The 23,921-nt window shown below is 45.6% G+C and carries 16 protein-coding genes; 11 read left to right on the top strand and 5 right to left on the bottom strand.

What is annotated here, in order from left to right:
- The first annotated feature begins 45 nt into the window (after positions 1-45).
- The 7 genes from MHI51_RS06945 (at position 46) to MHI51_RS06975 (ending at position 6,223) form a co-directional block, all read left to right on the top strand.
- Positions 46-756, top strand: a complete 711-nt coding sequence (locus MHI51_RS06945; RefSeq protein WP_405173712.1) for a lantibiotic protection ABC transporter ATP-binding protein — start codon at positions 46-48, stop codon at positions 754-756.
- Positions 753-1,499, top strand: coding sequence for a lantibiotic immunity ABC transporter MutE/EpiE family permease subunit (locus MHI51_RS06950; RefSeq protein ID WP_076219010.1), 747 nt, complete (start codon positions 753-755; stop codon positions 1,497-1,499). The genes MHI51_RS06945 and MHI51_RS06950 overlap by 4 nt, the downstream gene beginning before the upstream one ends.
- Before the next feature lie 2 nt (positions 1,500-1,501).
- Entirely contained in the window at positions 1,502-2,263 is a 762-nt protein-coding gene (locus tag MHI51_RS06955; protein ID WP_076219009.1) for a lantibiotic immunity ABC transporter MutG family permease subunit, read from the top strand.
- A 15-nt stretch (positions 2,264-2,278) separates the two neighbouring features.
- The gene (locus MHI51_RS06960) at positions 2,279-2,938 is read left to right on the top strand and encodes a response regulator transcription factor (protein ID WP_076219014.1); all 660 of its coding nucleotides are present in this window, start codon (positions 2,279-2,281) and stop codon (positions 2,936-2,938) included.
- Positions 2,939-3,039: 101 nt separating this feature from the next.
- Positions 3,040-4,302, top strand: coding sequence for an ATP-binding protein (locus MHI51_RS06965; RefSeq protein WP_405173713.1), 1,263 nt, complete (start codon positions 3,040-3,042; stop codon positions 4,300-4,302).
- A 289-nt stretch (positions 4,303-4,591) separates the two neighbouring features.
- Positions 4,592-5,365 (top strand): SDR family NAD(P)-dependent oxidoreductase, encoded by a 774-nt coding sequence (locus MHI51_RS06970; protein WP_036675873.1) that lies wholly within the window; start codon positions 4,592-4,594, stop codon positions 5,363-5,365.
- Positions 5,366-5,863: 498 nt separating this feature from the next.
- Positions 5,864-6,223, top strand: a complete 360-nt coding sequence (locus MHI51_RS06975) for a hypothetical protein (protein WP_036675871.1) — start codon at positions 5,864-5,866, stop codon at positions 6,221-6,223.
- Between the two features lie 64 nt (positions 6,224-6,287).
- Here the strand turns inward: MHI51_RS06975 and nrdF are convergent, their stop codons facing one another.
- From nrdF to MHI51_RS07000, 5 genes are all read right to left on the bottom strand, one after another.
- The gene (nrdF, locus tag MHI51_RS06980) at positions 6,288-7,247 is read right to left on the bottom strand and encodes a class 1b ribonucleoside-diphosphate reductase subunit beta (RefSeq protein WP_076099522.1); all 960 of its coding nucleotides are present in this window, start codon (positions 7,245-7,247) and stop codon (positions 6,288-6,290) included.
- Between the two features lie 39 nt (positions 7,248-7,286).
- The gene (nrdE, locus tag MHI51_RS06985; RefSeq protein ID WP_405173714.1) at positions 7,287-9,371 is read right to left on the bottom strand and encodes a class 1b ribonucleoside-diphosphate reductase subunit alpha; all 2,085 of its coding nucleotides are present in this window, start codon (positions 9,369-9,371) and stop codon (positions 7,287-7,289) included.
- Positions 9,358-9,717, bottom strand: coding sequence for a class Ib ribonucleoside-diphosphate reductase assembly flavoprotein NrdI (gene nrdI, locus MHI51_RS06990; RefSeq protein ID WP_036675861.1), 360 nt, complete (start codon positions 9,715-9,717; stop codon positions 9,358-9,360). Before nrdI ends, nrdE begins: the two co-directional genes overlap by 14 nt.
- A gap of 403 nt (positions 9,718-10,120) precedes the next feature.
- Positions 10,121-11,770, bottom strand: coding sequence for a helix-turn-helix domain-containing protein (locus tag MHI51_RS06995; protein ID WP_076185377.1), 1,650 nt, complete (start codon positions 11,768-11,770; stop codon positions 10,121-10,123).
- A 30-nt stretch (positions 11,771-11,800) separates the two neighbouring features.
- Positions 11,801-13,624 (bottom strand): sensor histidine kinase, encoded by a 1,824-nt coding sequence (locus MHI51_RS07000; protein WP_081387872.1) that lies wholly within the window; start codon positions 13,622-13,624, stop codon positions 11,801-11,803.
- 227 nt (positions 13,625-13,851) lie between these two features.
- On the opposite strand from MHI51_RS07000, the gene MHI51_RS07005 reads away from it, so the two are divergent.
- The 4 genes from MHI51_RS07005 (at position 13,852) to MHI51_RS07020 (ending at position 23,918) form a co-directional block, all read left to right on the top strand.
- Positions 13,852-15,195 carry a sugar ABC transporter substrate-binding protein gene (locus tag MHI51_RS07005; protein WP_036675860.1) on the top strand — a complete coding sequence of 448 codons (1,344 nt, stop codon included), beginning with the start codon at positions 13,852-13,854 and terminating at the stop codon, positions 15,193-15,195.
- A gap of 99 nt (positions 15,196-15,294) precedes the next feature.
- On the top strand, positions 15,295-16,233 hold the full coding sequence (locus tag MHI51_RS07010) for a carbohydrate ABC transporter permease (RefSeq protein ID WP_036675858.1): 939 nt from the start codon (positions 15,295-15,297) through the stop codon (positions 16,231-16,233).
- Positions 16,234-16,248: 15 nt separating this feature from the next.
- Positions 16,249-17,088 (top strand): carbohydrate ABC transporter permease, encoded by an 840-nt coding sequence (locus tag MHI51_RS07015; protein WP_081383301.1) that lies wholly within the window; start codon positions 16,249-16,251, stop codon positions 17,086-17,088.
- Between the two features lie 149 nt (positions 17,089-17,237).
- Positions 17,238-23,918 (top strand): S-layer homology domain-containing protein, encoded by a 6,681-nt coding sequence (locus MHI51_RS07020; RefSeq protein ID WP_405173715.1) that lies wholly within the window; start codon positions 17,238-17,240, stop codon positions 23,916-23,918.
- Positions 23,919-23,921: the final 3 nt, after the last annotated feature.

Below are 23,921 nucleotides of genomic sequence, written 5' to 3' on the forward strand. Positions count from 1 at the left end.
TTGCTATATATGATCAACGTATAGCAAATGAGAGGATGATATAGGATGGGAGAATATATTTTACAAACTAATAATTTATGTAAGAATTTTAGGGGGCAGTGTGCGGTTAATGATATCAGCATAACCGTAAAAACTAATTCGATTTATGGACTGTTAGGCCCAAACGGCGCAGGTAAATCGACGACTCTAAAAATGATAACAGGGATTCTTCGAGCGACGTCAGGACAAATTTTATTTGACGGTCATCCATGGACACGTAAGGATTTACTACACATTGGAGCGCTGATTGAGTCCCCGCCACTTTATGGGAATCTGACTGCTGCCCAAAATTTGAAGGTACATACGACAATATTAAACTTACCGGATTCTCGGATTCGGGAAGTTCTTGAAATTGTTGATTTAACAACAACAGGTAAAAAAAGAGCGGGACAATTCTCTATGGGCATGAAGCAACGTCTCGGGATTGCGATCGCCTTGTTAAATCAACCTAGACTCTTGATTCTGGATGAACCGACAAATGGGCTTGATCCGATTGGGATTCAGGAATTACGTGAGCTTATACGCTCATTTCCTGCACAAGGGATTACAGTCATCTTATCGAGTCATATTCTACATGAGGTGGAGCAAATTGCCGATCATATTGGGATCATTAGTAATGGTGTTCTAGGGTATCAGAAGGCAATATATCCTGGTGATGATTTGGAGAAATTGTTCATGGAAGTCGTGACTCGGAACAGACAGGAGGTAACAAGATGATCCACTATCTGTTATCCGAAAATCTTAAATTCAAACGAACATTTTCGCGAAAATTGATTGTTGCGGTGCCACTGTTTTTTCTTCTATTTTCATTTTTCACACAACAGAACCTGCAAACGGAAGACCACTATTTTATGGAAATGGTATTTAATTGGTGGCCGCTGTTATTCATGACCATAGGATCTGCTTTGTTGTCTACACTATCGAATAACAAGGATCGTAAGGCTGGAGGGTACCGTAGCTTAAGCAGTCACGGAATTAGTATCGCTAAACTTTGGCTCAGTAAAATAATTGTAGTGTCATATTATTTGCTGCTGTCTTCGCTGCTCCTTATTGCAGTAATGTACCTATCTGGTCTTTTGTTTCCTTTGGGTGCAGCACCCTTATCTGAAATTACAACAGCCGCTATTGTTGTTTGGTTGACCTCTTTGGGGATGATTCCGCTCTATCTATTCTTAGCCGAACAATTTGGGGCGGTAGTATCTATTCTTGCAGGTCTGTTTGGGATGATTGTGAGTGTACTAGCAGCGGATCAACCTTCATGGATTTATGTTCCGTGGAGTTGGGCTTTAAGGTTAATGTGTCCCATTGTTGGTGTGCGTCCCAATGGTGTGGCTCTTTCAGCACAGGATGCTCTAAGAGACTCTTCGGTTATTTTAACTGGAATTGTGGTGTCGCTTGTATTCTTTTTGGTAACCCTCACCTTAACTAGCTGCTGGTTTAGTAGAAGAGAGGTGCGATAGAGATGGTGATACTCCGACTATTACAAGCTGAATGGTTGATGACTAAGCACACTGCAATTCGTTGGTTGATATTCCTTGTTCCTGTTCTATATCCGATGATGGTACTTTGGTATTTTTCACAGCGTGCGGATCAGCTTCACATCTATGATGGTTATTTTTCATTACTAGCCTTTGGGTTGCCTGTTGGGATAGGATTATTCTCTGCTTTAATGAGTGGTTTAGAGGAGGGGGCAGGGGGATTCTATAATCTATTAAGTGCTCTTTCACGTCCGAAGTGTTATATAAGAAAACTAGGGTTCATAATCTTGGCGATGATATGGATCGTATTCGGTTCAACATCAATTCTAATACTGGGCATGAAAAAAATTTTGCATATAGAGCGGATACAATATCTAATATTCTGGCAAGGAGCTTGTTGGGTAGTAGGCACTGCTCTAATCTTAATGATCTTTCATCTCATCTTAAGTTATGCTGGAGGCATGGGACTTTCTCTAACGGTGGGTAGTGCAGGTACGCTAATTGCAGCTATCGTAGGTGGAACAATTGTAGGCGATAAAGTGTGGTTATACATACCGTGGGCCTGGTCGATGCGGATGATTCAACTTCCCTTATTTTATGCACAACCCAACGGGCTCATTGAAACGGAAGTATTGAAGCTGCAACTTCTTCATTCCGTACCTGCTATACTTATTAGTACAATGGTAATGGCAGTGTTAGGCTTGATATGGTTTCATTACTTTCAGGGTAGGAAATCATATGAATGAATAGGAGTGAGGTCACTGGCTAATATTTTAATAATAGATGATGAACCTGATATTTTGGCGCTAGTAAATAATATTCTTAGCAAAGATCACCATAGGGTTACGATAAAAACAAGTGCACGACATATGCCTTTGAATGAGTACTCGACATTTGATTTAATCCTGTTGGACGTGATGATGCCAGATATGGATGGTTTTGAGCTCTGTACTCAAATCAGGGATATCGTAGACTGTCCGATTCTGTTTCTTACAGCTAAATCAATGGAAACGGATATTATGTTTGGACTTAGTGTAGGTGCAGATGACTATATCGTGAAGCCTTTTCGCGCAGGCGAGTTAAAGGCTCGGGTTAACGCTCATTTGCGGCGTGAAAATCGAGGGAAAAATCATATGTTAAGCGCATCTGGAGTGAAATTCAATCTCTCGGCAAAGGAGATTTTTGTTGATAAAGAGAAAATAAATCTCACTAAAAGTGAATATCAGATATGTGAATTTCTTGCTAGAAATAAAGGTCAGGTTTTTTCCAAAGAACAAATTTATGAATCGGTTTATGGCTATGACAGAGAAAGCGATAGCTCAACTATTACAGAACATGTGAAAAATATCCGCAGTAAGCTGAGTGCGAGGGAGGTTTCACCGATTGAAACCGTTTGGGGGATAGGTTACAAATGGGTGTGAAACGAATACGGCTCCGTACAGTCTTCATTCAATATTTATTATCATTAGGTGCGTGTACTCTATTATTGGCATTTCTGTGTTTAGGGGTATTTACTCTCTTAATGCAGTATGGAATGATTGTTCCAGCAAACCATACCGAGCAATCCATTGCAAAGTCTTGGGATGTTTTGCAGCGTGCGCCACAAATTACGGAAGAAATGATCCCTTGGGGAGCGGAATATGCGGTATTGGATCAGCAAAAGAACTATATTTCAGGAAATATTCCTAAAGAACGCGCTCTAGATATATTGCAGAAGAATCAAAGCAGTTGCAATCTCATGGGTACAAACTGCAGCGATGTGATTGAGCGGGAGCATGAGGTTATCGTACTGCAATATGCAATTGTACCGCAGTTCACCTCAAATTTTCTGCATAACACGCTGCCTAATCCGCAATTAACGCTATTGCTGTTTTTTGTAGTTCTGATGTTACTGGAAGTTATTCTGATTTCTGGATTTTTCGCTCGAAGACTGAGTCAAAAAATGGCTTCCTTGCAGGAAGCTGCACATCACATTGAAGCTAAAAATTTGGATTTTACTGTCGTGTATTCTGGGGTCAGTGAAATTGATGAGGTGCTATCATCCCTGGAACAGCTGAGAGAGGAATTGAAAAAGTCACTAGAACAGCAATGGAATCTGGAACAAATGAAAAAAGAGCAGATTTCTGCCCTTGCCCACGACATTAAGACTCCTCTTACGATTATTCAAGGAAATGCAGATTTGCTGATAGACTCAGATTTAGCAGAGAATCAGCAAGAATATATAGGGTATATTTCCAAAAATGCAGATCAAATCGAACAATACATGGCAACACTCATTGAGATTTCTAATACAAGAAAACAAATTTCTCCCCGCTCTAAATGGGTTGCAACGGAAGCCTTTATCCAGCAAATTCGTACGCAGTTAGATGCGTTGGTTGTCCCTAAGCGTCTTCAGATAGAATTCCACCAGGACAATAATCTGCCCCTTGAGGTGTTGATTGACGATGAGCTACTTCATCGGGCTGTGATGAATGTACTCGCTAATGCGGTAGAGTATTCCCCGTATGAGAGTGTGATTTATTTGCAGGTTGAGGCAAAACAAGATCGGTGGAGTATAACGGTAGCAGACAGTGGATCAGGATTTACAAGTGAGGGACTCCAATCAGCAGTTAAGCAGTTTTATCAAGGGGACAGTAGCCGTACCTCCAAAAGTCACTATGGATTGGGACTTTACATTGCCGACACCATTGTCAGGCAGCATCAGGGTAGTCTGCATATTAGCAATTCTCCCCTGACGGGTGGAGGTCAAGTTCGAATCGACATCCCAGTTCGTGGAGTTAGGTAGAGGTTTATTACACCTCTTAGAATAACATTGGATAAAACTTCTGGTTTATCTGATGAAATTCTAAGGGGTGTATTTTTTATGACGATCAAAACCAAATTCTCAATTGTTGGAAAAGTAGATTAAAATATTGATTGCTATATACAATTAAATACAATAAAGTTGTCATATAGAGGATAATTTTGTCGATTTTTCTGCAAAAATGTTCCAATCCACATTGTATCAGGTGACATTAGGGTCTATGAGGTTCAAATCCTCTTCCTGAAAAAGACATAAGAAAGTGGTGCGCATAATGAGTAGCAACAGATTTGAAAACAAAGTAGTTATTATTACGGGTGCTGGTACCGGAATCGGAAAAGCTACAGCATTGAGAGTAGCAAGAGAGGGTGGTACTGTAGTAGTTGCCAATCGATCAGATGCTGGCGCTAACACAGTCGAAGAAATCAAAGCTTTAGGTGGAGAAGCGCTGTTTGTGCGGTCAGACGTTTCAGTTGAAGCAGACTGCAAAAATATCGTAGATCAAACCTTAGCAGCTTATGGAAAGATTGATTGCCTTTATAATAACTCAGCAATTACAGGAGATAATGCGGATGTTACAGAATATGATCCGATATTGTTTCAAAAGGTGATTCAGACAAATCTTAATGGCCAATTCTACATGTTGCATTATGCATTACCACATATGAAATCCGGTGCTTCCGTTCTAAACTGTTCCTCCTTGCATGGTATTTTTATTGGGATGGCAAATGATGCAGCTTATTCAGCAAGTAAACACGCCATTGTGGGCATGACTAAATCGGTTGCTAAAGAAGTGGGTCACCGTAATATCAGAGTAAATGCTATTTGCCCTGGTCCTATTCCTACACCAACCATGAACAGATACGAAAAGCTGTTGTCTGATGATGTAGAGATGCTTCAATCTCTTATCGCTTCTGGAACGGCTTTGGGCAGATATGGTACGCCTGAGGAAGTAGCTGCTTTTGCATGTTTCCTTCTAAGTGATGAGGCTTCATTTATTACAGGTACAGCACATGTGATTGACGGGGGCTACTCCGCAACTAAGTAATTAGACGGATTAATTTACTTATATATGCATCTAGTATTGAAGGCTTTGCGGCGTATTCCTGTTCGAATATCCTGTAGGATGAATGGACTGGAGTTGGAAGGCGCACGCAGAGCCTTTTTTAGTTGTTTCTAAACGATAACGGAATTACACAATTGTGTATGAAATTAAGGCAAATATAACCATGAATATGTTGGAATTTGTAGAAATTTGTATTTTAATATAAATAAAAAAAGAAATTTGTCGATAATAATATAGGTAATAGGTATGAGTTAAAATATATTAGAGAGGATGTTGCAATAAAACGATACAGGAAATAGATGTCATTAACTATTGATTGTAACGATATGGCATCATTTAAACAAGGCAGTTTGTTCCAAACCCAGTTGCCAAAAGTAGAAGTTACTGAAAAGCCTGGGCAGAAATTTTTTGTCTGTTGGAGTTACATACATTACTTTCTATTATTAAAAAATAACTATTAAAACTTGGAGGAATACAATTATGTCATACACAATTAAATACAACAAAAGTGAAAACCACATCGATGTAGTATCTATCGATTTTTCTGCTGAGGATGTTCCAGGATACTTGAAAGATTTTGAGAATATCATGAAGCTTGTTAGTCCTAAATTTACGGGTACAACTGATGTAACTGAATCTGCAAGTGTACTTTCCCCTGAAGTTGCAGCAATGTTGGCTCCAACAGGTGAGATGGCGAAAGCAGCTGGCCAAGCAGGATGGGCTTATGTAACTAAAAACCCAATTTGGAAAATGCAATTGAAACGTATTTTTGGCAGAGATTTTGCTGATGCTTACGATACCTATGAAGAAGCTAGAACAGTACTGAAAAAATTGCAATAATCTAATAAATAGAGTTAGCAAAAAGTGCGGAGAGCTTTCTCCGCACTTTTTGTTTTATCTATATTTAAAATTGAAAATCTTCATCCTTCAGTGGCTCCACATTAAGCGCCCGGACATATCCGTTGCCTTTCTTCGAGAAGAAGTCATGCTGCTTGGTGTGGGTGCTGATCCCGTTCTGAACAATCGGGTTGATCTCTTCCTCGTCGAATAGCGGATCATGGCCCAGATTCATCATCGCTTTATTGGCATTGTATCTTAGGAAAGTCTTAACCTCGTCCACCAATCCGATAGGGGCATAGATCTGCTCGGTATAACGCTCTTCATTCTCATGCAGCAGTCGAAGCAATTCTACCAGCGTATGGTGAAGTTCGCGTTGCTCGTCTTCTGGGAGCCCGTCAAAGATCTCCTGTGCCAGCACACCGACATATACCCCATGGATGCTCTCATCCCGTAGAATAAGGTCGATGATCTCACCGCTGCAAGTCATTTTGCCCTGCCCAGCCAGATATAGGGGATAGAAGAAACCACTGTAGAACAAGTAGCTCTCGAGCAGCACGGAGGCTGCCATGGCGAGGTACAGGTCTTTTGGTGAGTCTATGTTTTTGTAATATTGTGAGATGGTCTCCGCTTTGAACTGGAGGAAGGGGTTCTCTTCTACCCAGCGGAATACACTGTCGATCTCCTCTGTAGAGGACAAAGTGGTGAAAATACTGCTGTACGATTTGGCGTGAATTTGTTCCATCATACCCATGAAGCCCAGTACGGCTTTGCGTTGAAGGCCTTCGACATGCTCCATAATCTGTGGCATTCCGACTCCGCCTTGAATCGTATCCAGCAGTGTAAGGCCGCCCAGCACCTTCATATAGGAGTCCTTTTCTTGCTCACTGAGCGTGAGCCAGGACATTTTATCATCGGATAATGGAATTTCATCGTCCGTCCAGAATTGCATAATGTTCTGATTCCAGAACATCAATGAGAAATCGTCGTCGGGACGGTTCCAGTTAACGGCTTGGATAGCGGTCATAATATTGCAATCTCCTTTTCTGCGGCTATAGCCTTCCTTTTAGATCGAGCAGGTGAGGCATTCCTCGACGGACAGCTTTTTGGTCCGGGTGTAATACAGCGACTTCAATCCTTTATGCGCCGCATACAGGTAGGAGCGGGCCAGTTCTCTGGTGGAAACATCACTGTTAACATGCAGAACGGTCGAGATACCTTGGTCGATATGGGGCTGAATTTCCGCGATCAGATCGATTACCTTGAACTGGTCCATCTGGTAAGCCGATTTATAGAAAAACACATTGTCCGGCCGCAGGTACGGCATCGGATAATAAGTAGTTGAATTAGCATAAGTCCGAGTCTCAATCTGCTCAACAATCGGCATAACGCTTGAAGTGGCGTTTTGGATATAGGAAATGCTGGCCGTTGGCGCAATCGCCAAACGGTAAGCATGGTATAGGCCATTTGCTTTTACCGCATCCCGCAATTGTTCCCAGTCTGCTGGGGATGGGATATAAATATCTCCGAATAACTCTTGTACCCTTGGGGTAACCGGGCGGTAATTAGTAGTCAGGTAACGCTCGAAATAAGCTCCCGTAGCATAATCAGAAGCCTCAAATCCATGGAAAGATCGGCCCGTGGCGGCAGCGATTTCCATGCTTTTCTCCAGCGAGTGGAAATTCATAGTCATAAAGAAGGTCCGGGCAAAATCGCGTGCCTGCTCGCTTTCATAAGCAATGTTGTTCTTAGCCAGATAGCCGTGCAGATTCATGACGCCAAGACCGACAGAGTGCATTTCCTTGTTTGCTTTGGCTACGCCTGGGGCATTGGAAATACTGGTCATATCGCTAACAGCGGTTAGGGCGATCATGCCCTCATGTACGGATTCACGGATTTTGCCATGTTCCATCACGTTAACAATGTTCAAGGAAGCCAGATTGCAGCTTACATCGCGGCGGATTGTACTCTCCTGTCCGTAGTCGGCAATCTCTGAGGTCTCCTGCAGCTGAAAGATTTCAGTACAAAGGTTGGACATTTTGATCTGTCCGACGTTTTTCAGGGCATGGGCCGCATTGGCATTGCTCTTGTTCATGATATATGGATAGCCAGATTCCAGCTGGATCATGGCAATTTTGGTCAGCATATCCCGTGCGCTCATAGCTTTCTTCTTTTTGACACGTGGATCGGCCAGCAGCTTATCATACATGTCATCCAGATCCATATCGTCGAGATGCGTGCCGTAGGCTTTGTACACACTGTAAGGAGCAAATACATGCAGCGCTTCATTGTCCTTCGCCAGCTTATAGAAGCGGTTTGGAATAATCAGGCCGATGGACAGGGTTTTGAGTCTTGTTTTTTCGTCGGCGTTGATCTTCTTGCTGTCAAGGAATTCCAGAACATCCCAGCCAAAAATGTTGTAATAGGCTGCTCCTGATCCTTTACGTTGACCCATCTGATCTGCATAGGAGAAGCCGTCTTCCATCAGCTTGAGTACAGGTATAATTCCCTTCGCAGCATCCTCAACACCCTTGATAGTTTCACCACGGGAGCGTAGCTTGGATAGGTTAACGGCCACACCGCCACCGATCTTCGACAACTGCATGCAGGTATTCAGCACATAGTTGATGGAATTGAGCGAGTCGTCCATTTCGATTAGGAAGCAGGAGACGAGCTCACCACGCCGGCTCTTACCGGCATTTAAGAAGGTTGGTGTCGCAGGTTGCAGGCGCTGTTCCATCATCGAACGGGCAAGTACCCCCGCAGTATCGGCGTTGCCGCGTCCCAGGTGAAGGGCGACTGCCGCCACACGGTCCGGGTAATGCTCCAGATATTGTTTACGGTCATTGGTTTTTACAGCGTAATCCGTGTAGAATTTCGAAGCTGCCATATAAGATGGAAAACTGAAGTTGTAGGCATGGCTAATCTGGTAGACTTCTTCAATTTCCGCCGTGCTGTACTGTTCGTAAAAATTCTCGTAGAAATCCTGTTCAATCATATAATCAACCTTGGCTTTTGTATTCGCAAAAACCAGACTCCGGCGCTCTACATCCCGCATAAATTCGGCTACTGCCTCAAGATCTTTGTCTAACTGAAAGAAGCCACTTTCGTCTCTCTTCATCAACATGTTGTTTAATTCAATATGCCGCAACCCGGCTCACCTCCTGTTTAATCCGTTCTACATCGCCAAATGTACCCGATAACTCAAATTTACCGATAACGGGCACGTTATACCGATCTGCAATCAAGTCCGCGCTGTGCGCGAACAGCTCGCCCCAGTTCTTATTGCCGCTGGCGGCGATGCCCTTCAGATTGGCATTATTGTTCTTCAAGAAAGTAGACACCTTTTCTGGAATCTGTCCAAAGCCGGTGGTATATGTAATAAGCACATAGGGCTCATCAATCGTCATATGCTCCTCAATCTGCACAGCCGGCAACTTAAGTTTGCTGATGAAGCGTCTGACATTTCCTGTTTTTGAATCATACGCGACTAGCATGGTGTCTGTCCCCCTGTAAATATTAAAAACTATTGAAAATAGTATGAAAACTGAATGGATAAGCTATAAATTCTGAAAAATCGTATCTATACTATATTTAGTGTGCGTTGTTTATTTTAATTACTATATGTTGAAAAGTCAATATGGGAACAGCAGTCTTAATAGCTGAGAAAGTGTCTCGTAAGCGGTTTTTTGGTAGACTTTTAGGGCAGAAAGACCGGAGTATTAGCATTTTGCTAGTTTAAAAATAAAAATAAAAAAATTGCAGGAATAAGGGTGATACTTAGGGATGCTGCTGAGGGTGATGGCAAGCCAATAAATCTGCAAGGAACAGAGCCTGCTCCTTGCAGATTTATTGGCTTTATTTTTGCGAAGTGGGATTACTCTTAATAATCTCTTGATCTCAAGAACGGTTGTTCACTCCGAGGCTTCGGTCAGATGGTGAATCTGCTTTAAGTTGCTGCATGTATTCCCTGGGGGAAATTCCGGTTACCTTTTTGAAAACTTTACTGAAATAGAAGGCACTCTCATATCCCAGCTTCTGTGAGATTTCGTAGATGCGACCTTCCCCACGTGCCATCATTTCTTTGGCTGTCGTGATTTTGATCTCCGTGATATATTCCACATAGTTGACCTTGGCAACCTTGGAGAAAAGGTGGCTCAGATAGTTGGGACTGAAATTAAAGACATCAGCCACTTGATTGAGCGAGAGCTTAGTTCCGAGATTTCGTTTAATATACTCTTGGACATTTTTGACGAGCTGCTCCTTGTAGCTTTGTCTGCGGGTAGAGAGGATGTCTGAGCAACCGTCCCGGAACTGGATCAGCCAGCCAGCGATCTCTTCAATCGTATGCATCTGGTAGATAGCCCGGTAGCCCTCCGGTTCATTTTCGAAAATTTGTTCCACAATGTTCTCACCGTCTGCGAGCAGTGAAGTGGCCATGTACAGAATGTTGCAGGCGGCATCAGTGGCGGGAACCAGCAGGTCGGCCCGGCCGTCGAAGATTTCGATCATTTTGGAGATAATGGCGTATAAAGCTTGGGTATCCATTTCTTCAAAAGCACGGCGGATCTCTGTACGCAATTCGGAGAAATCAAACAACAGATGATCCTGCTCCAGCGACTCTCCTTCGGCAAAAAACACAAACGACTGTGCTTTAACCGCAGCAGGAAGCGCTTTTCGGGCAGCGAGGTAGCTTTCCCGCAGCAAATAAGGATCCTCGACCGCAAAGCCGATCGCGCCGATGATCCTTACATTGAAGTAGTTATGGAGTATGGAGGCCATATGGGTCAATAGCATTTCAATCTCAGGCATCCATTGCCGTGAATCCGTCCCGTTGACGGGCAGGGTTACAGCAAAATTGCGCAAGTCCAGACTGCTCACATAACAAGGTCTTATGGAAGTAAGCGTATCTTTAGCCATTTGGACGGTACTTGAGCACAGAGCAACCATTTTATCGCCGCGTGGCGGGACACTGTCTGGTCCCAAAATACGGCAAGTGCAGACTAGATAAGCAGGTTCCTTGAGCTCAAGGTTTAAATCATCTCTCTGCAAAAGGTACTGGTTTTTATTTGCGAATAAGTTATTGAACAGGCGGATGAAAAATTTATCGCGTTGAGCTTGTAGATTGCCTCTATGAGCAAGCATGGGATAGCTGTCTAGGGTTTGAAAAGCCTCCAACTGGGAAATTGCTTTCCGAATGGAGGCATCAAGTGCCTCTGGTGTCAGTTCTAGCTTCACTAGATAATCTGTGGCTTGCACTTCAATCGCTCCACGCGCGTATTCGAATTCCTCGTAGCTTGTTAAGATGATGAACAGCGGAAGCCGGCCGTGTTTTTTGCGTACCGCATTGGCAACTTCTAAGCCGCTTTTAATTGGCATTTTTATATCGCTGATTACGATGTCAGGACGTAGGGTGTCAATCATTTCTTCCTCTTGAGCCCCGTTGTGTGCAATGCCGACAATTTCTATATTATATTGCTCCCACTTAAGCATGGACTGCAAGCCGATGCAGACCAGCGCCTCGTCATCAGCAATTAACAACTTGATCAATTCCATCACATCCTTGCTTGATATGCTACTCTATTCCTTTTGCAGGAACGGCAGAAGAATCTTCATCCGGGTATATTGGCCCGACTCACTCTCAATCGAAAGACCGTAATTATCCCCAAATGCCAGGCGCAAACGTTCATTTACGCTGCGGAGTCCAATATTCTCGGGCATTTCTTTGCTTCCATCACCTGGATTCGACAGAATCGTGGAGATTTCTTCTTCCTTCATCCCTACACCATTGTCTTCAATCGTAACTAGAATATCGGCGAATCCACTTTTGGTCACCTTAATGAGAATTTCTCCTCTGCCTTTGGGCTCAATGCCATGGAAGATGGCGTTCTCGACCAGGGGCTGGAGCGTGAATCGTGGAATTAGGCCGGTTAGCAGTTCCTCGTTGTCAATCTCCTTTACCATAGAGACCGTACTGCCATAGCGGTATTTCTGAATTAGAAAATAATCATCCAGCAGGCTCAGCTCATCTTTCAAGGGCATTAGTCTACGGTTGTCTTTGGCGATGCTGCGCAGCAGTCTGGATAGTGAAGTGGTCATTTCCGCGATGCCGGTAGCATTCTGAATTGTAGCCATCCATTTGATCGAATTTAGTGTGTTGTACAGGAAATGGGGATTGATCTGACTCTGCAGCATCCGGTATTCCAGCTCCTGCTTCTGTTTCTCGTCAGCGAGCCGGCTGTCCATAAGCGCTACGATATCTTGGGACAGGCGGTTAATGCCCCGGCCGACATCGCCAAGCTCGCTGTTCCATTCGATATTGCGGTCCAGCAGGAAATTGCCCTGGGCGATCTTATCAATCCGCTTCTTCAGTTTTTCCACCGGAAGACTGATGGTACGGGTCAGATACAGCGTAATGATAGCGCTTAAGACAATAACCAGGAGACAGACGCCGAGCATAACCAGAATCCATATATTTGTCTTGGGAGCGAACAGGTCATTGGATAAAGTCTGTGACAGAATGACTCCGCTGCGGACGGGATAAGATACCACGATATGGCTCTCTTTCTCGTCCTCGAGCTTGACCATGGACAGCTCAGTTTGCGGACCGACAGGTTTATCATTGGTATAGGCCACCGGTTCATACGGCTCTGCAATGGCGATGACCTGATCGCCGATGAGCTGATAATGATGATTGCCGAGCGTCAGCAGCAGCCGGGAATTCTTCGGCAGGGAGTACCCTTTCAGCTTGTCGGTAATAACAGTGGTATTTGCTAACAGGTACACCGTTCCAACCCGGGAAGCCCCTTTGCCGTAAATAGGAAAAACAAATGGAATCCCGTTCGTATTAGACAGCGGGTCCTTGATCACCCGGTCCCATTTCTCCTCGGCATCGTTGCTAAGGCCGGTAATTTGACCGATATTGTGTATGGTAAGCGGAACAGAGGTGCCGGTTTTATCCACCTGCAGAAACTTTCCGTTGCTGTCCGTAACAATCAGACGGCGGGCATAGCTGTTGGAGCGGTTGTTCAGGAAGTCCTGCTGCATCGAGTTGAATACATTAACTGCTTCCTTAGAGCTAGCCTTAGGTGAGCTGAAGTAGTCTGTAATCAGGGTATTAGTAGAAGAGTTAGTGCTGCAGGTCATCGCCAGCGATGACAGATCAATTAAATCCTGTTCAATAATATGGGATACCAGCTGCAGATTGAACTCGGTCGCCTGGATGGTTGTTTTACGCTGATAATAAGTAATTAATTCATAGCTAAAAAAAGACAACAGCGACGCTATCAGCAGTGCGAATACGGCCATGAGCAGAATAATGCGACTTTTAATGGTGGATTTTCTTACCGTATTTAACACTCCTCTACAAAATGTGAAAACATATAAAGCGTTTTCATATACCATAGCATATTCCTGCGTTCCGATACAGGGGGAGGTACATAAGCTGAATATTTTACATGTTTTAGATAGAAAATTACAGGTTTGAACCGGAGCAGGGAAGAAGAACACAGAAAAGTGAATGAACTTTGTTTGATAATGCATGCCATTCTTGCGAAAAAAGCTATAAACTTTGAACTAAGCTCAGAAGAGCCGATCGTAGTTACACAATCAGAAGAAAAGGGGATATTTAAATGAAACTGAAAAGATTCTATGGCATAACCCTCGCCACAGTATTCTCCATGAGTCTGTTGGCTGGATGTTCTGGTAATAACAACAACGAAGGTGCTGCTGCAACGACAGCTCCAGCAACGGGGAATTCTGCAAACGCTTCCGCTGAACCGAGCCAGGAGCCTGTGACTTTGAAATGGGCCTTGTGGGATTGGGAAGCTACTGCTTACTACAAGCCGCTAATCGATGCCTATAAAGCTGAGCATCCGAATGTAACGATCGAATATGTCGATCTGGGGTCGACGGACTATATGACCATGTTAAGCACACAACTGTCCGGTGGCGCAGATCTGGACGTACTTACAATTAAAGATATTCCGGGCTACTCGAACCTTGTGAAACAGAATCACCTGGAGCCGCTTAAAAGCTTTATGAGTGGCAACGCTATTGATCCTTCGGTATATGGAGGTACTGTAGAACAAATCGAAGTGAACGATGAGGTGTATGCGCTTCCTTTCCGCAGCGATTTCTGGATTCTCTACTACAATAAAGATTTGTTCGACAAAGCAGGCGTTGAATATCCAAGCAATGATATGACATTCGAGCAATATGATGAGTTGGCCAGAAAAATGACTTCCGGCAGCGGTTCTGAAAAAGTGTACGGAGCTCACTACCATACTTGGCGTAGTGCGGTTCAACTGTTCGGTATTCTGGACGGCAAGAACACTGTTGTTGACGGAAACTACGATTTCTTGAAGCCAACCTATGAGCGGATCCTGAAAGAACAGGAAGACGGCATCGTAATGGATTACGCCACACTGAAGACTTCAAGCACGCACTATTCTGGCGTATTCTACAATAATTCCGTTGCTACTATGAACATGGGCAGCTGGTTTATCGCTACACAGATTGAGAAAGTGAAGAGTGGCGAGTCCCAATCGGCTAACTGGGGCATTGCGAAATACCCTCATCCGGATGGTGTGGAAGCCGGTACAACCTTGGGTACAATTACTTCCCTAGCTGTAAATCAGAAATCCAAACATAAAGAAGCAGCACTTGATTTCATGAAATTCGTGACTGGTGAAGAAGGCGCTAAAGTTATTGCTTCCACCGGAACCATTCCAGCGATTAAGAATGATGAAGTTATCAATTCCATTACTTCCATCGAGGGCTTCCCTACGGATGAGAACAGCAAAGCGGCACTGACTACTGTTAAGACTTATCTGGAAATGCCTATGCATGAAAAGAGCGCAGACATCGAAGTTATTTTGAATGAAGCGCATGACAATATTATGACTAAAAATGCTTCGATTGACGAAGGTTTGGATGATATGAATGCTCGCGTACAGCAGCTCTTGAATAATTAACCTTAAGAGAGCCGGTTCTAAGGGCGGGTGAAAGCCCGCCTTTTATATTAAAAAGTATAGATTTGTGGGGAAAGTTTTAGAAGGTTTGGAGGAGAAAGAATGCAGAACGAAACCATATTGGGTACAAAAAAGATCCCTAAACGTCATTTGTCAAAAGGTGTCCGGGAAAACCTGGTAGCTTACAGCTTCATTGCGCCGAACTTTATCGGATTTGCCCTGTTTACACTGGTACCTATGTTTTTTGCCTTTATCCTTGCTTTTGTGAAATGGGACGGGGCCAATCCAATGAAGTTTATCGGGCTGGACAATTTCACCCGGTTGATCAGAGATACAACATTTCACAAAGCATTATGGAATACCATTGTTTACACTATTGGCGTAGTACCGTTCACCATGATTGTCGCGCTGGCGCTGGCGATTCTGCTTAATCAGAAGATAATGGCCCGCAATTTCATGAGAACTGTATTCTTTTTCCCTTATGTAGCATCGCTGGTAGCCGTTGCTGCCGTATGGAACTTTATCTTCAGTCCTACGATGGGTCCGATCAACAATATCCTGCATACCCTTACCGGTATCCCGCTGGAGGATCTTCCCCGCTGGGCAGCGGATAAACACTGGGCGATGTTCACAGTAATACTGTTTACAGTATGGAAAAACATGGGTTATTACATGGTTATTTACTTGGCAGGTCTTCAGGGCATCAACCCTGAATTGTATGAGGCTGCTGAACTTGATGGTGCGGGCGCGTGGAGAAGATTCCGCAATGTGACGGTCCCTCAACTGGCGCCTACCTCTTTCTTTGTTCTGATGATTCTAGTCATCAATTCGTTCAAAGTCTACGATATCTTTATCAACCTATTTGCCGGCGCCGATAACCAGTTGAATGATTCTACAAGGGTTATGGTGTATCAAATCTATAATACGGCGTTCCGCTCGCTTGATTACGGATATGCCAGCGCCATGGCCATTGTATTGTTTCTGCTGGTACTTGGCATCACCATCGTCCAGTTCCGCGGCGAGAAGAAATACGGACAATAGGAGGATTCAAAAGATATGGTTGGTAAAAGTAAAGGACTTCGAATCAGCATTATGGTTCTTGTGTATATTTTGTTGTTTGCGACAGTACTGGCGATGCTGGTTCCGTATATATGGATGTTGTCTTCTTCACTCAAGATGAACAAAGATGTCTTTTCCTTCCCAATGCAGTGGATTCCACAGAATCCGCGCTGGGAGAATTTCGCGGATATCTGGACACGCATTCCGCTGGGCCGTTTTATTTACAATACGGCGAAATTATCGATTATCGTAACGATTCTACAACTACTGACTTCCAGCTTTGCTGCGTACGCGTTCTCCAAACTGCATTTCCGGGGAAAAAACATTCTATTCCTTGGATATATTGCAACGATTGCGATCCCTTGGCAGGCTTACATGGTGCCGCAATTTATCCTGATGCGTTACATGGGACTTAACAACACGCATTTGGCAATCATACTGCTGCAGGCATTCTCGGCATTTGGAGTATTTCTGATGCGCCAGTTCTATCAAGGTGTTCCGGATGAATTATGCGAGGCTGCCCGTATTGACGGCTTGAGCGAATATGGAATTTGGGCGCGAATCATGCTGCCGTTGTCCAAGCCAGCATTGTCTACATTGACGATCTTCACCTTTGTCGCTACCTGGAATGACTTCCTGGGGCCAATGATTTATCTGACAGATACGAAACTCAAGACTATCCAAATCGGACTAAGAATGTTCATCTCGCAATATTCCGCCGAATATGGCCTGATTATGGCCGCGAGTGTGGTGTCCATTATTCCGGTTGTAATTGTTTTCCTGGCTCTGCAAAAGTACTTTGTACAAGGTGTTGCAGCATCGGGCATTAAGGGCTAGAACCGTATTTGACCTGGCAGTTGCATGCTTCATAGGCTGCCAGGTTTTTTTATAAGTCAAAGGGGTCTGTATAACTCTAGTAATTTTTCATTTAACAATAAAATGAATACGCTTTCTTTTATTATTGGCCATCAAAGGAGGAGAAGAGAATGAACAGAAAGCACGTTCGAAAAAGGCTTTTCTCAATAACGATGACTACTGCGCTCGTAGTTGGGATGTTTCCGGCATTCACTCTGCCTGCAGCCTCTGCTGCTACCGTAAATTCTATCTACGCTGCCGCCCATATGGGGACTACAACAATTGCAGATACAACGCTGCCAGCCAGCATTGATATCGGAGGCCAGAGAACAGCAGTGAACTGGAATATTGGAGCAGATACCTTTGCCGTGCCATACGATGCCGTGACCGTCAGCGGTACAGCAAACGGGGGGCCGGTCGTAGCCAGTGTGGAAGTTATTCCGCCCGCAAGTAATCCGTTGGTTTACTTTGTAGATAGCGGCAGAGGGGGCGATTCCGTAGGCAACGGGCCTACTTCCTCGCCGCTGTACGAAGCGGTGCGCACGCTGAACGGCAGCGATTTGCTCAACCAGTCACCCGACCAGAAGTATATCAGCGGTACGGCGGACTGGGGATTTGATGATTCCGTAAACAAGGTCAAGAATTCCAAAGACGGGGGACTTACCGATCCAGCCACCGATCCGTCCCTATGGACTGTCGGACTTCGTGCCGACCCTGCCAGCAATCATATCGTGTATAAATTAAAAGCGCTTGAAGCTGGAACCTATACGCTCAGCAGCGGTTTCCATGATTGGTACGGCAGCCGCTCCCGTGTAATACGTCCTCAGATCGAGTATAAGGATGCTAGCGGGGCAACCAAGAACATCTTGTTTGACCAGTTCAACACTAATGTGACTAAACTAATTTCCGGCGAATTCACCATTCCTGGAGACATTGACGTTAGTAGTCCAATGACGTTGACTTACGCCTATGTTGCTGACGAAAAACCTATTTTGAGCTGGTTCGCCGTTGCCAAGGGCGGAATCAAGAAACAGATCGAAGAGGCTACACAGAGCGCAGCTTCTATGGTCAAGGTTCTGCTTGACGGCAACGATATCCAAGCTGACAATGTCAACGGCCTCACATTCAAGGGATTTGGTGTACTAAGCGCTAACAGCACCAGTGCGCTTTTGCTGGACTATAAGTCAGAGCATCCAGAGGCTTATGCAGAAATGCTACAGATCTTATTTGGTGGAGAACATCCGCTCATGACGCATGTGAAAATCGAGATGGGCAATGACCGCAATAACTCCACGGGACCTGACCCGGCGACTATGCGTACGGCCGATGAAGAGGCAAATGTTACCCGGCATCCCGGCTTCCAGCTTGCCGCAGATGCCAAGGCAGTGAACCCTGATCTTAAAGTGAGTATCCTGCGATGGAGTGCTCCGGCCTGGGCGAATAACAACGACAAAATCTATACATGGTACAAAAAAACCATCCTGGCTGCTTATCGTGAATACGGTTATATGGCCGATTACGTTAATCCTTATATCAACGAGCACGCTCCAGATTTGGCGTGGACCAAACAGTACGCTGAGAGAGTCAAGACTGACAGCGAAGGCTTCAACAGCACCGAAGAGCGGGAACTGTACAACCGGATCAAGTCTGTGATATCCGATGAAGTCGGGATTGGCAGCTTCGGTGCCAGTATGGTGAGTGATCCTTCTCTGCGGGAAGCCGTGCCGATCGCTGGATACCACTACAACACGGACGACGACAGCGCAGGCAATTTCAAAAAACTCGCAGAACAATATGATATTGAGGTTTGGAACAGCGAGGCGCAGTCTACCTTCAGTAATTCCTCTTTCCGTCCTAACAACAATATGAAAGATCCTACAGTGGCAGGAACCGGCATTGGTGGTGTCGGCAGTCCGCTGGAGATGAGTAACACGATTATTAAAGGATTCGTTAACTCCCGCCGGACACACTTTATTTACCAGCCCGCCATTGGTTCCTTTTATGAAGGCGGACAATATTCCTTCAAGGAATTGGTCAGCATGCGCGATCCGTGGACGGGATGGATTCATTATGATGCGGGTCTTGTCACTCTGCAGCATTACAGCTGGTTTGCGAATGTAGGCTGGGAGAACGAGGATAATACTGCTGGGATCTGGCGAGCGGTTCCTCAAGCCAGCTCTACAGGTGCGACAGGCACCAATCCGGTCAGCGGCCGCAACGGTTCCCCTAGCTATATAACCCTTGCAGCACCTGATAAAAAAGATTTCTCGACGGTTATCGTGAACGATAGCGAGTATTCCAAAATCTACAAGCTGCAGACAGTCAATATGGCTTATACGGGTAATCCATCCATGGAAGTATGGGAAACCCGTGCCGCTGATGCAGGAGAAGCGTTCAACAGCAATTATATGCAGTATCTCGGTGATGTCACTGCTGATGGCAGCGGGGTGTATACCGTTAAGGTTAAACCGTATTCGACCGTGACTGTGTCTACTTTGAAGAACAAGGACAAAGAAGAATATAATACACCGCTGCCTGTAGAAGGCGAGCGTACCGTACTGGATACTGATGCTACAGGAGCAGGACACAGTACTGGGGACAACATTCTGTACGCTGATGATTTTGACTATTCCAAGCAGACTGTTGTGAAGATTGGTGCAGGCGGTCAATTTGAGGGTACCCAGAGCTATATCGAATCCCGCGGCGGTTCCCAAAGCGTTATCCCGCGTTATACCCATGACCGCAACGGGGCATTTGAGGCCTATCTTCCGGACGGTTCAGACAATTATGTCCTGCGGCAGCAGCTGGACACGGGAACCATGGGGCTTGGCGGCACATGGAACAGCGGAGATCCCGTAACGGCCATCGGCGACAACCGGTGGATGAACTACAAGGCCAGTGTTGATGTTTCGTTCGAAACAAACAATACTCAGGGCGGAGCCAATTATGCTGCGATAGGCGCCCGTTATCAGGGAGGTGGCAGTTCCCACTCCATAACCGGTACACCGTATGTGCTGAAATTCTGGTTCGACGGCGGCTGGCAGCTGCTGGTCAACAATAGCGCAGTTGCGAGCGGAAATGCCGCGAACGGTTCCGGCGGCGTGAAGATCGACGGATTCGATACCGCATATGACGCATGGCATAATATTGCCGTTCAGGTTGCAGGCGATAAAGTGACTGCCTATCTGGATGGGGTGAAGCTGGCTTCCTATACCGACCCTACTCCTGAATTGTCCGGCCGGGTAGATCTGGCCAGCGGCTACTATCACGTCCGCTTCGATAATTTGAAGGTGGAGAAGGTTGAGGGCTACACGCCGTATTATTCAGAGCTTCTAGACAATCTTGAGATGTATGACCTGGCAGCTGCTCCGAACCCTAAACTGATATATACCGGGTCGTGGAGCCATATAAATGGAGCGGGCATGTACATTTACCAGCGTTCTCTTTCTACCAGCCAGGCTGTAGACGCTGCAATGGAATATACGTTTGAAGGCACCGGACTGGATATTCTAGGAGCGAATAACGGATCGGCGAAGCTTGAGGTAACGGTGGACGGAAAAGTTATTGCTCTATCGGCTGATACATTAGCTTCCAAGGAGCTGTACCAGACGTACGCACTCCGCGGGCTTAAATATGGCCAGCACCATGTGCAGATAAAGGTGGTAAGCGGCACCTTGGTTGTCGACGCGGTGGCGGTTGTTTCCGGGGAAGTAACCGGTACTGTAGATACTGCTGCTCTTCAGGCGGCGGTAACAGCCGCGAAAGAAATGAACAAACAGGATGAATATTCGGACAGAGACTGGCAGCTCTTCGTAGATGCACAGAGCGCTGCACAGGAAGCACTGGATAATCCTATTTTATACAAATTGGATCAGGAAGGAGTTACTCAGCTTGAAGCACGCCTGATCTCCGCCCAGAACCAGTTGACTACGGGAGATATACGGGAGCTTGTCGCTCCTCAGGATTTGGCTACTTATGCCGGAAAACTGCCGGATCTTCCAGACAAGGTGGAAGCCACTCGGACAGACGGATCCAAATTGCTGGTATCAGTAAAGTGGAATGTAAATGCGGCCAGCTTCAACAATCCGTATGAACGGGTAGCTGTAACCGGCACTTATGGAAATCTGAAAACAACTTGTTATGTGGAAGTGGTACCGGAGGGTCTCTTATACTTCCTCGATGCTGGTGTATCGGTGGACGGTATCACGCCGCCGTATACGTTAATCAAGGATTTTGTAGGTGACAGCTTGCTTAATAACAAGGCGGATCAGCCTTCGACAGGCAATGGCGTATGGGGGCATACCAGTACTAAGTACCTCCTCAAGGGGCTTGGTGGCGCTGTAGTTCTCTCTGATAAAAGTCAGACAGGTGTTTATGGTTCGGATACAAAAAATAATCCACTTGTATACCTGCTCCCTTTGAACGCAGGCAAATATACGATTACGTCATTCCATCGGGACTGGTGGAACAACACCAACCGCACGATGGATATTACGCTTAGCTATATCGACGCTGAAGGGAAAGAAGTGACCAAACCGGTCCGAACCGGACTCGTCGCAGGTCCTAATGGCGCTATGATTAACTATGACTTCACGCTTCCGGTGAGCGGTACTGTGAAATATTCAATAAACAATACGTATTCAGGCAATCAGGCTGCATTGATCAGCTATGTGGCTGTAGCTAGAGATAAAGCCAGTGTTGCTAATGAGCAGGCTGTAAATGAGGCTAAGAGTATCATAGAAGGTGCGGTATACAGCGTGCAGAAGGAAGTGGCAAACAGCGAAGAAGCTGTCCAGACTTGGCTGCTGCAGACGATAGGCGCTCTGCCCGGTCTCAATGATACCGGAGTTGCGATCGGTGAGATTACCTTGTCTTCCTTCCAAGAAGCAACCGATGAGACTAACGGCAGTTTCAACTTTACGGTATCACTGAGTAAGGGAGAGGCCACAGCGGACAGTTCGGTGAGCGGAACAATCAAGCTGCCGGAACCGGATACTGTTCAGCCTTTGATTACTCTGTTAGGTGATGCAATAGTGAATTTGCACATCGGTTCTGAATATACAGATGCAGGAGCGACTGCTTATGATGACAAGGATGGTGATATTACAGACCGTATAACAACAACAGTTAGCAGTGAAGTATACGGCTTGACTGCTCTCGATACAGCGAAAGCTGATATTTATACCTTCCATTATAATGTCAGCGATACTGCGGGCAATGAGGCTGAAGAAGTGACAAGAAAAGTAGTCGTTGCACTTGATCCGGATGTAATGAAGCCGGTGATTACACTGCTTGGTGAACCGTCCATTCAACTGGAAAATGGCGCAAGCTATATGGATGCCGGAGCGACAGCGGTAGATGACCGTGACGGCGACATTACGGAGCACATTGTAGCAACGATTACGAAGAATGAGGAGAATGTGCTGGCACTGGACACTAAGGCGGCAGGCATCTACACCTATCATTATAATGTGAGTGATGCGGCGGGCAACGCGGCTATCGAAGTGACTAGAACCGTGACAGTGGGCGAAGCAGAGCAACCTCCGGTAGTGACGCCAACACCAACACCGACACCAACACCAACACCGGAACCGGAGCCAACAACAGCAGCAACATCTACGCCGGCGCCAACGGAAGCACCAGTGTGGACGGTAGCACCGACACCAGCAGTCACCCCGTCCCCAACGCCAACACCGCTGCCGCAGACCGAAAAGGTTCTTGATCCAAAGGATTTTACGGCACCGGTTGGAGGAGTAATAACGGTTCAGCTTACTGAAGCTACAGAATCCGTACTGCTTCCAGCAGGATTATCAGGAATCATCGGAGAGAACACTCTACGTCTGGCTTGGAGTAAGGTTGTTATCAATTTGACCCCAGAAGTGCTGAAGAGCATTCAAGAAAAAGCTACTGGAGGTCAAACGGAGGGGGCGCGAATTAAGCTCTCAGCAGTGAAGGTATCCAGAGATGCTGTGGAACAGTTAATCAATAATCGGGCTGTTAATGGTTCCGTACATTTATCTGCGGCAAGTGATGTGATTAACTTCAGCTTGGAGGTTGTTGCTGCCAACGGCACTGCTGTAACGGTAACTGCTTTTGATAAACCGTTGACACTTACGTTCAACGTAGATCCGGATGCCAATATAAGCTTGCTCGGCAGCTACTATATTTCTGCAAATGGTGCGCTTGAATTCATGGGCGGAACGTTGACTAATGGTAAATGGACTGCTGAAATACGGCATTTCAGCCAGTATGCAGTCCTGGAATACGATAAGCTGTTCACAGATGTCAGCAGTGACAGCTGGGCCAGCAATGTGATTAAGACCATGGCTGCGAAGCATATTATTGAAGGCATTTCCAGTACGGAGTTTAATCCGCAAGGGGAGGTAACTAGGGCACAATTCGCTGCTATGATTGCACGCGCGCTTGGGCTTAAGGCAGGAAGCCATTCAACATTTGGTGATGTGGATTCCAAAGCCTGGTATGCCGAAGCCGTTGCAGCTGTTAGCGGAACGGGTATCGTGCTCGGACGCAGTGCGGATTCGTTCGCCCCGGATCAGAGCATTACCCGCGAGGAAATGGCTGTGATGATCGTTCGTGCTTATGAATATTTGCAGGGAAGCGAGACCAATGAACCTGCTGTAGGATCGTTCAGTGATTATTCCCGGATTCATGACTGGGCGAAGAACGCAGCAAACATCGCCGAACAGGCGGGACTGATCAAGGGACGCGGCAATAAGCAATTCGCGCCACAAGAGACGATGACCCGTGCCGAAGGTGCGCAAGTTATCTCCAATCTGCTGGGATATTTGTAAGTA

The sequence above is a fragment of the Paenibacillus sp. FSL H8-0260 genome (assembly GCF_045040625.1).
GTDB lineage: Bacteria > Bacillota > Bacilli > Paenibacillales > Paenibacillaceae > Paenibacillus_AQ > Paenibacillus_AQ odorifer.

Coding starts and splice junctions, on each gene's coding strand:
- MHI51_RS06945 (WP_405173712.1), top strand. CDS start 46: ATGGGAGAATATATTTTACAAACTAATAATTTATGTAAGAATTTTAGG.
- MHI51_RS06950 (WP_076219010.1), top strand. CDS start 753: ATGATCCACTATCTGTTATCCGAAAATCTTAAATTCAAACGAACATTT.
- MHI51_RS06955 (WP_076219009.1), top strand. CDS start 1,502: ATGGTGATACTCCGACTATTACAAGCTGAATGGTTGATGACTAAGCAC.
- MHI51_RS06965 (WP_405173713.1), top strand. CDS start 3,040: ATGCAGTATGGAATGATTGTTCCAGCAAACCATACCGAGCAATCCATT.
- MHI51_RS06970 (WP_036675873.1), top strand. CDS start 4,592: ATGAGTAGCAACAGATTTGAAAACAAAGTAGTTATTATTACGGGTGCT.
- MHI51_RS06975 (WP_036675871.1), top strand. CDS start 5,864: ATGTCATACACAATTAAATACAACAAAAGTGAAAACCACATCGATGTA.
- nrdF (WP_076099522.1), bottom strand. CDS start 7,247: ATGACCGCTATCCAAGCCGTTAACTGGAACCGTCCCGACGACGATTTC.
- nrdI (WP_036675861.1), bottom strand. CDS start 9,717: ATGCTAGTCGCGTATGATTCAAAAACAGGAAATGTCAGACGCTTCATC.
- MHI51_RS07000 (WP_081387872.1), bottom strand. CDS start 13,624: ATGGTATATGAAAACGCTTTATATGTTTTCACATTTTGTAGAGGAGTG.
- MHI51_RS07005 (WP_036675860.1), top strand. CDS start 13,852: ATGAAACTGAAAAGATTCTATGGCATAACCCTCGCCACAGTATTCTCC.
- MHI51_RS07010 (WP_036675858.1), top strand. CDS start 15,295: ATGCAGAACGAAACCATATTGGGTACAAAAAAGATCCCTAAACGTCAT.
- MHI51_RS07015 (WP_081383301.1), top strand. CDS start 16,249: ATGGTTGGTAAAAGTAAAGGACTTCGAATCAGCATTATGGTTCTTGTG.
- MHI51_RS07020 (WP_405173715.1), top strand. CDS start 17,238: ATGAACAGAAAGCACGTTCGAAAAAGGCTTTTCTCAATAACGATGACT.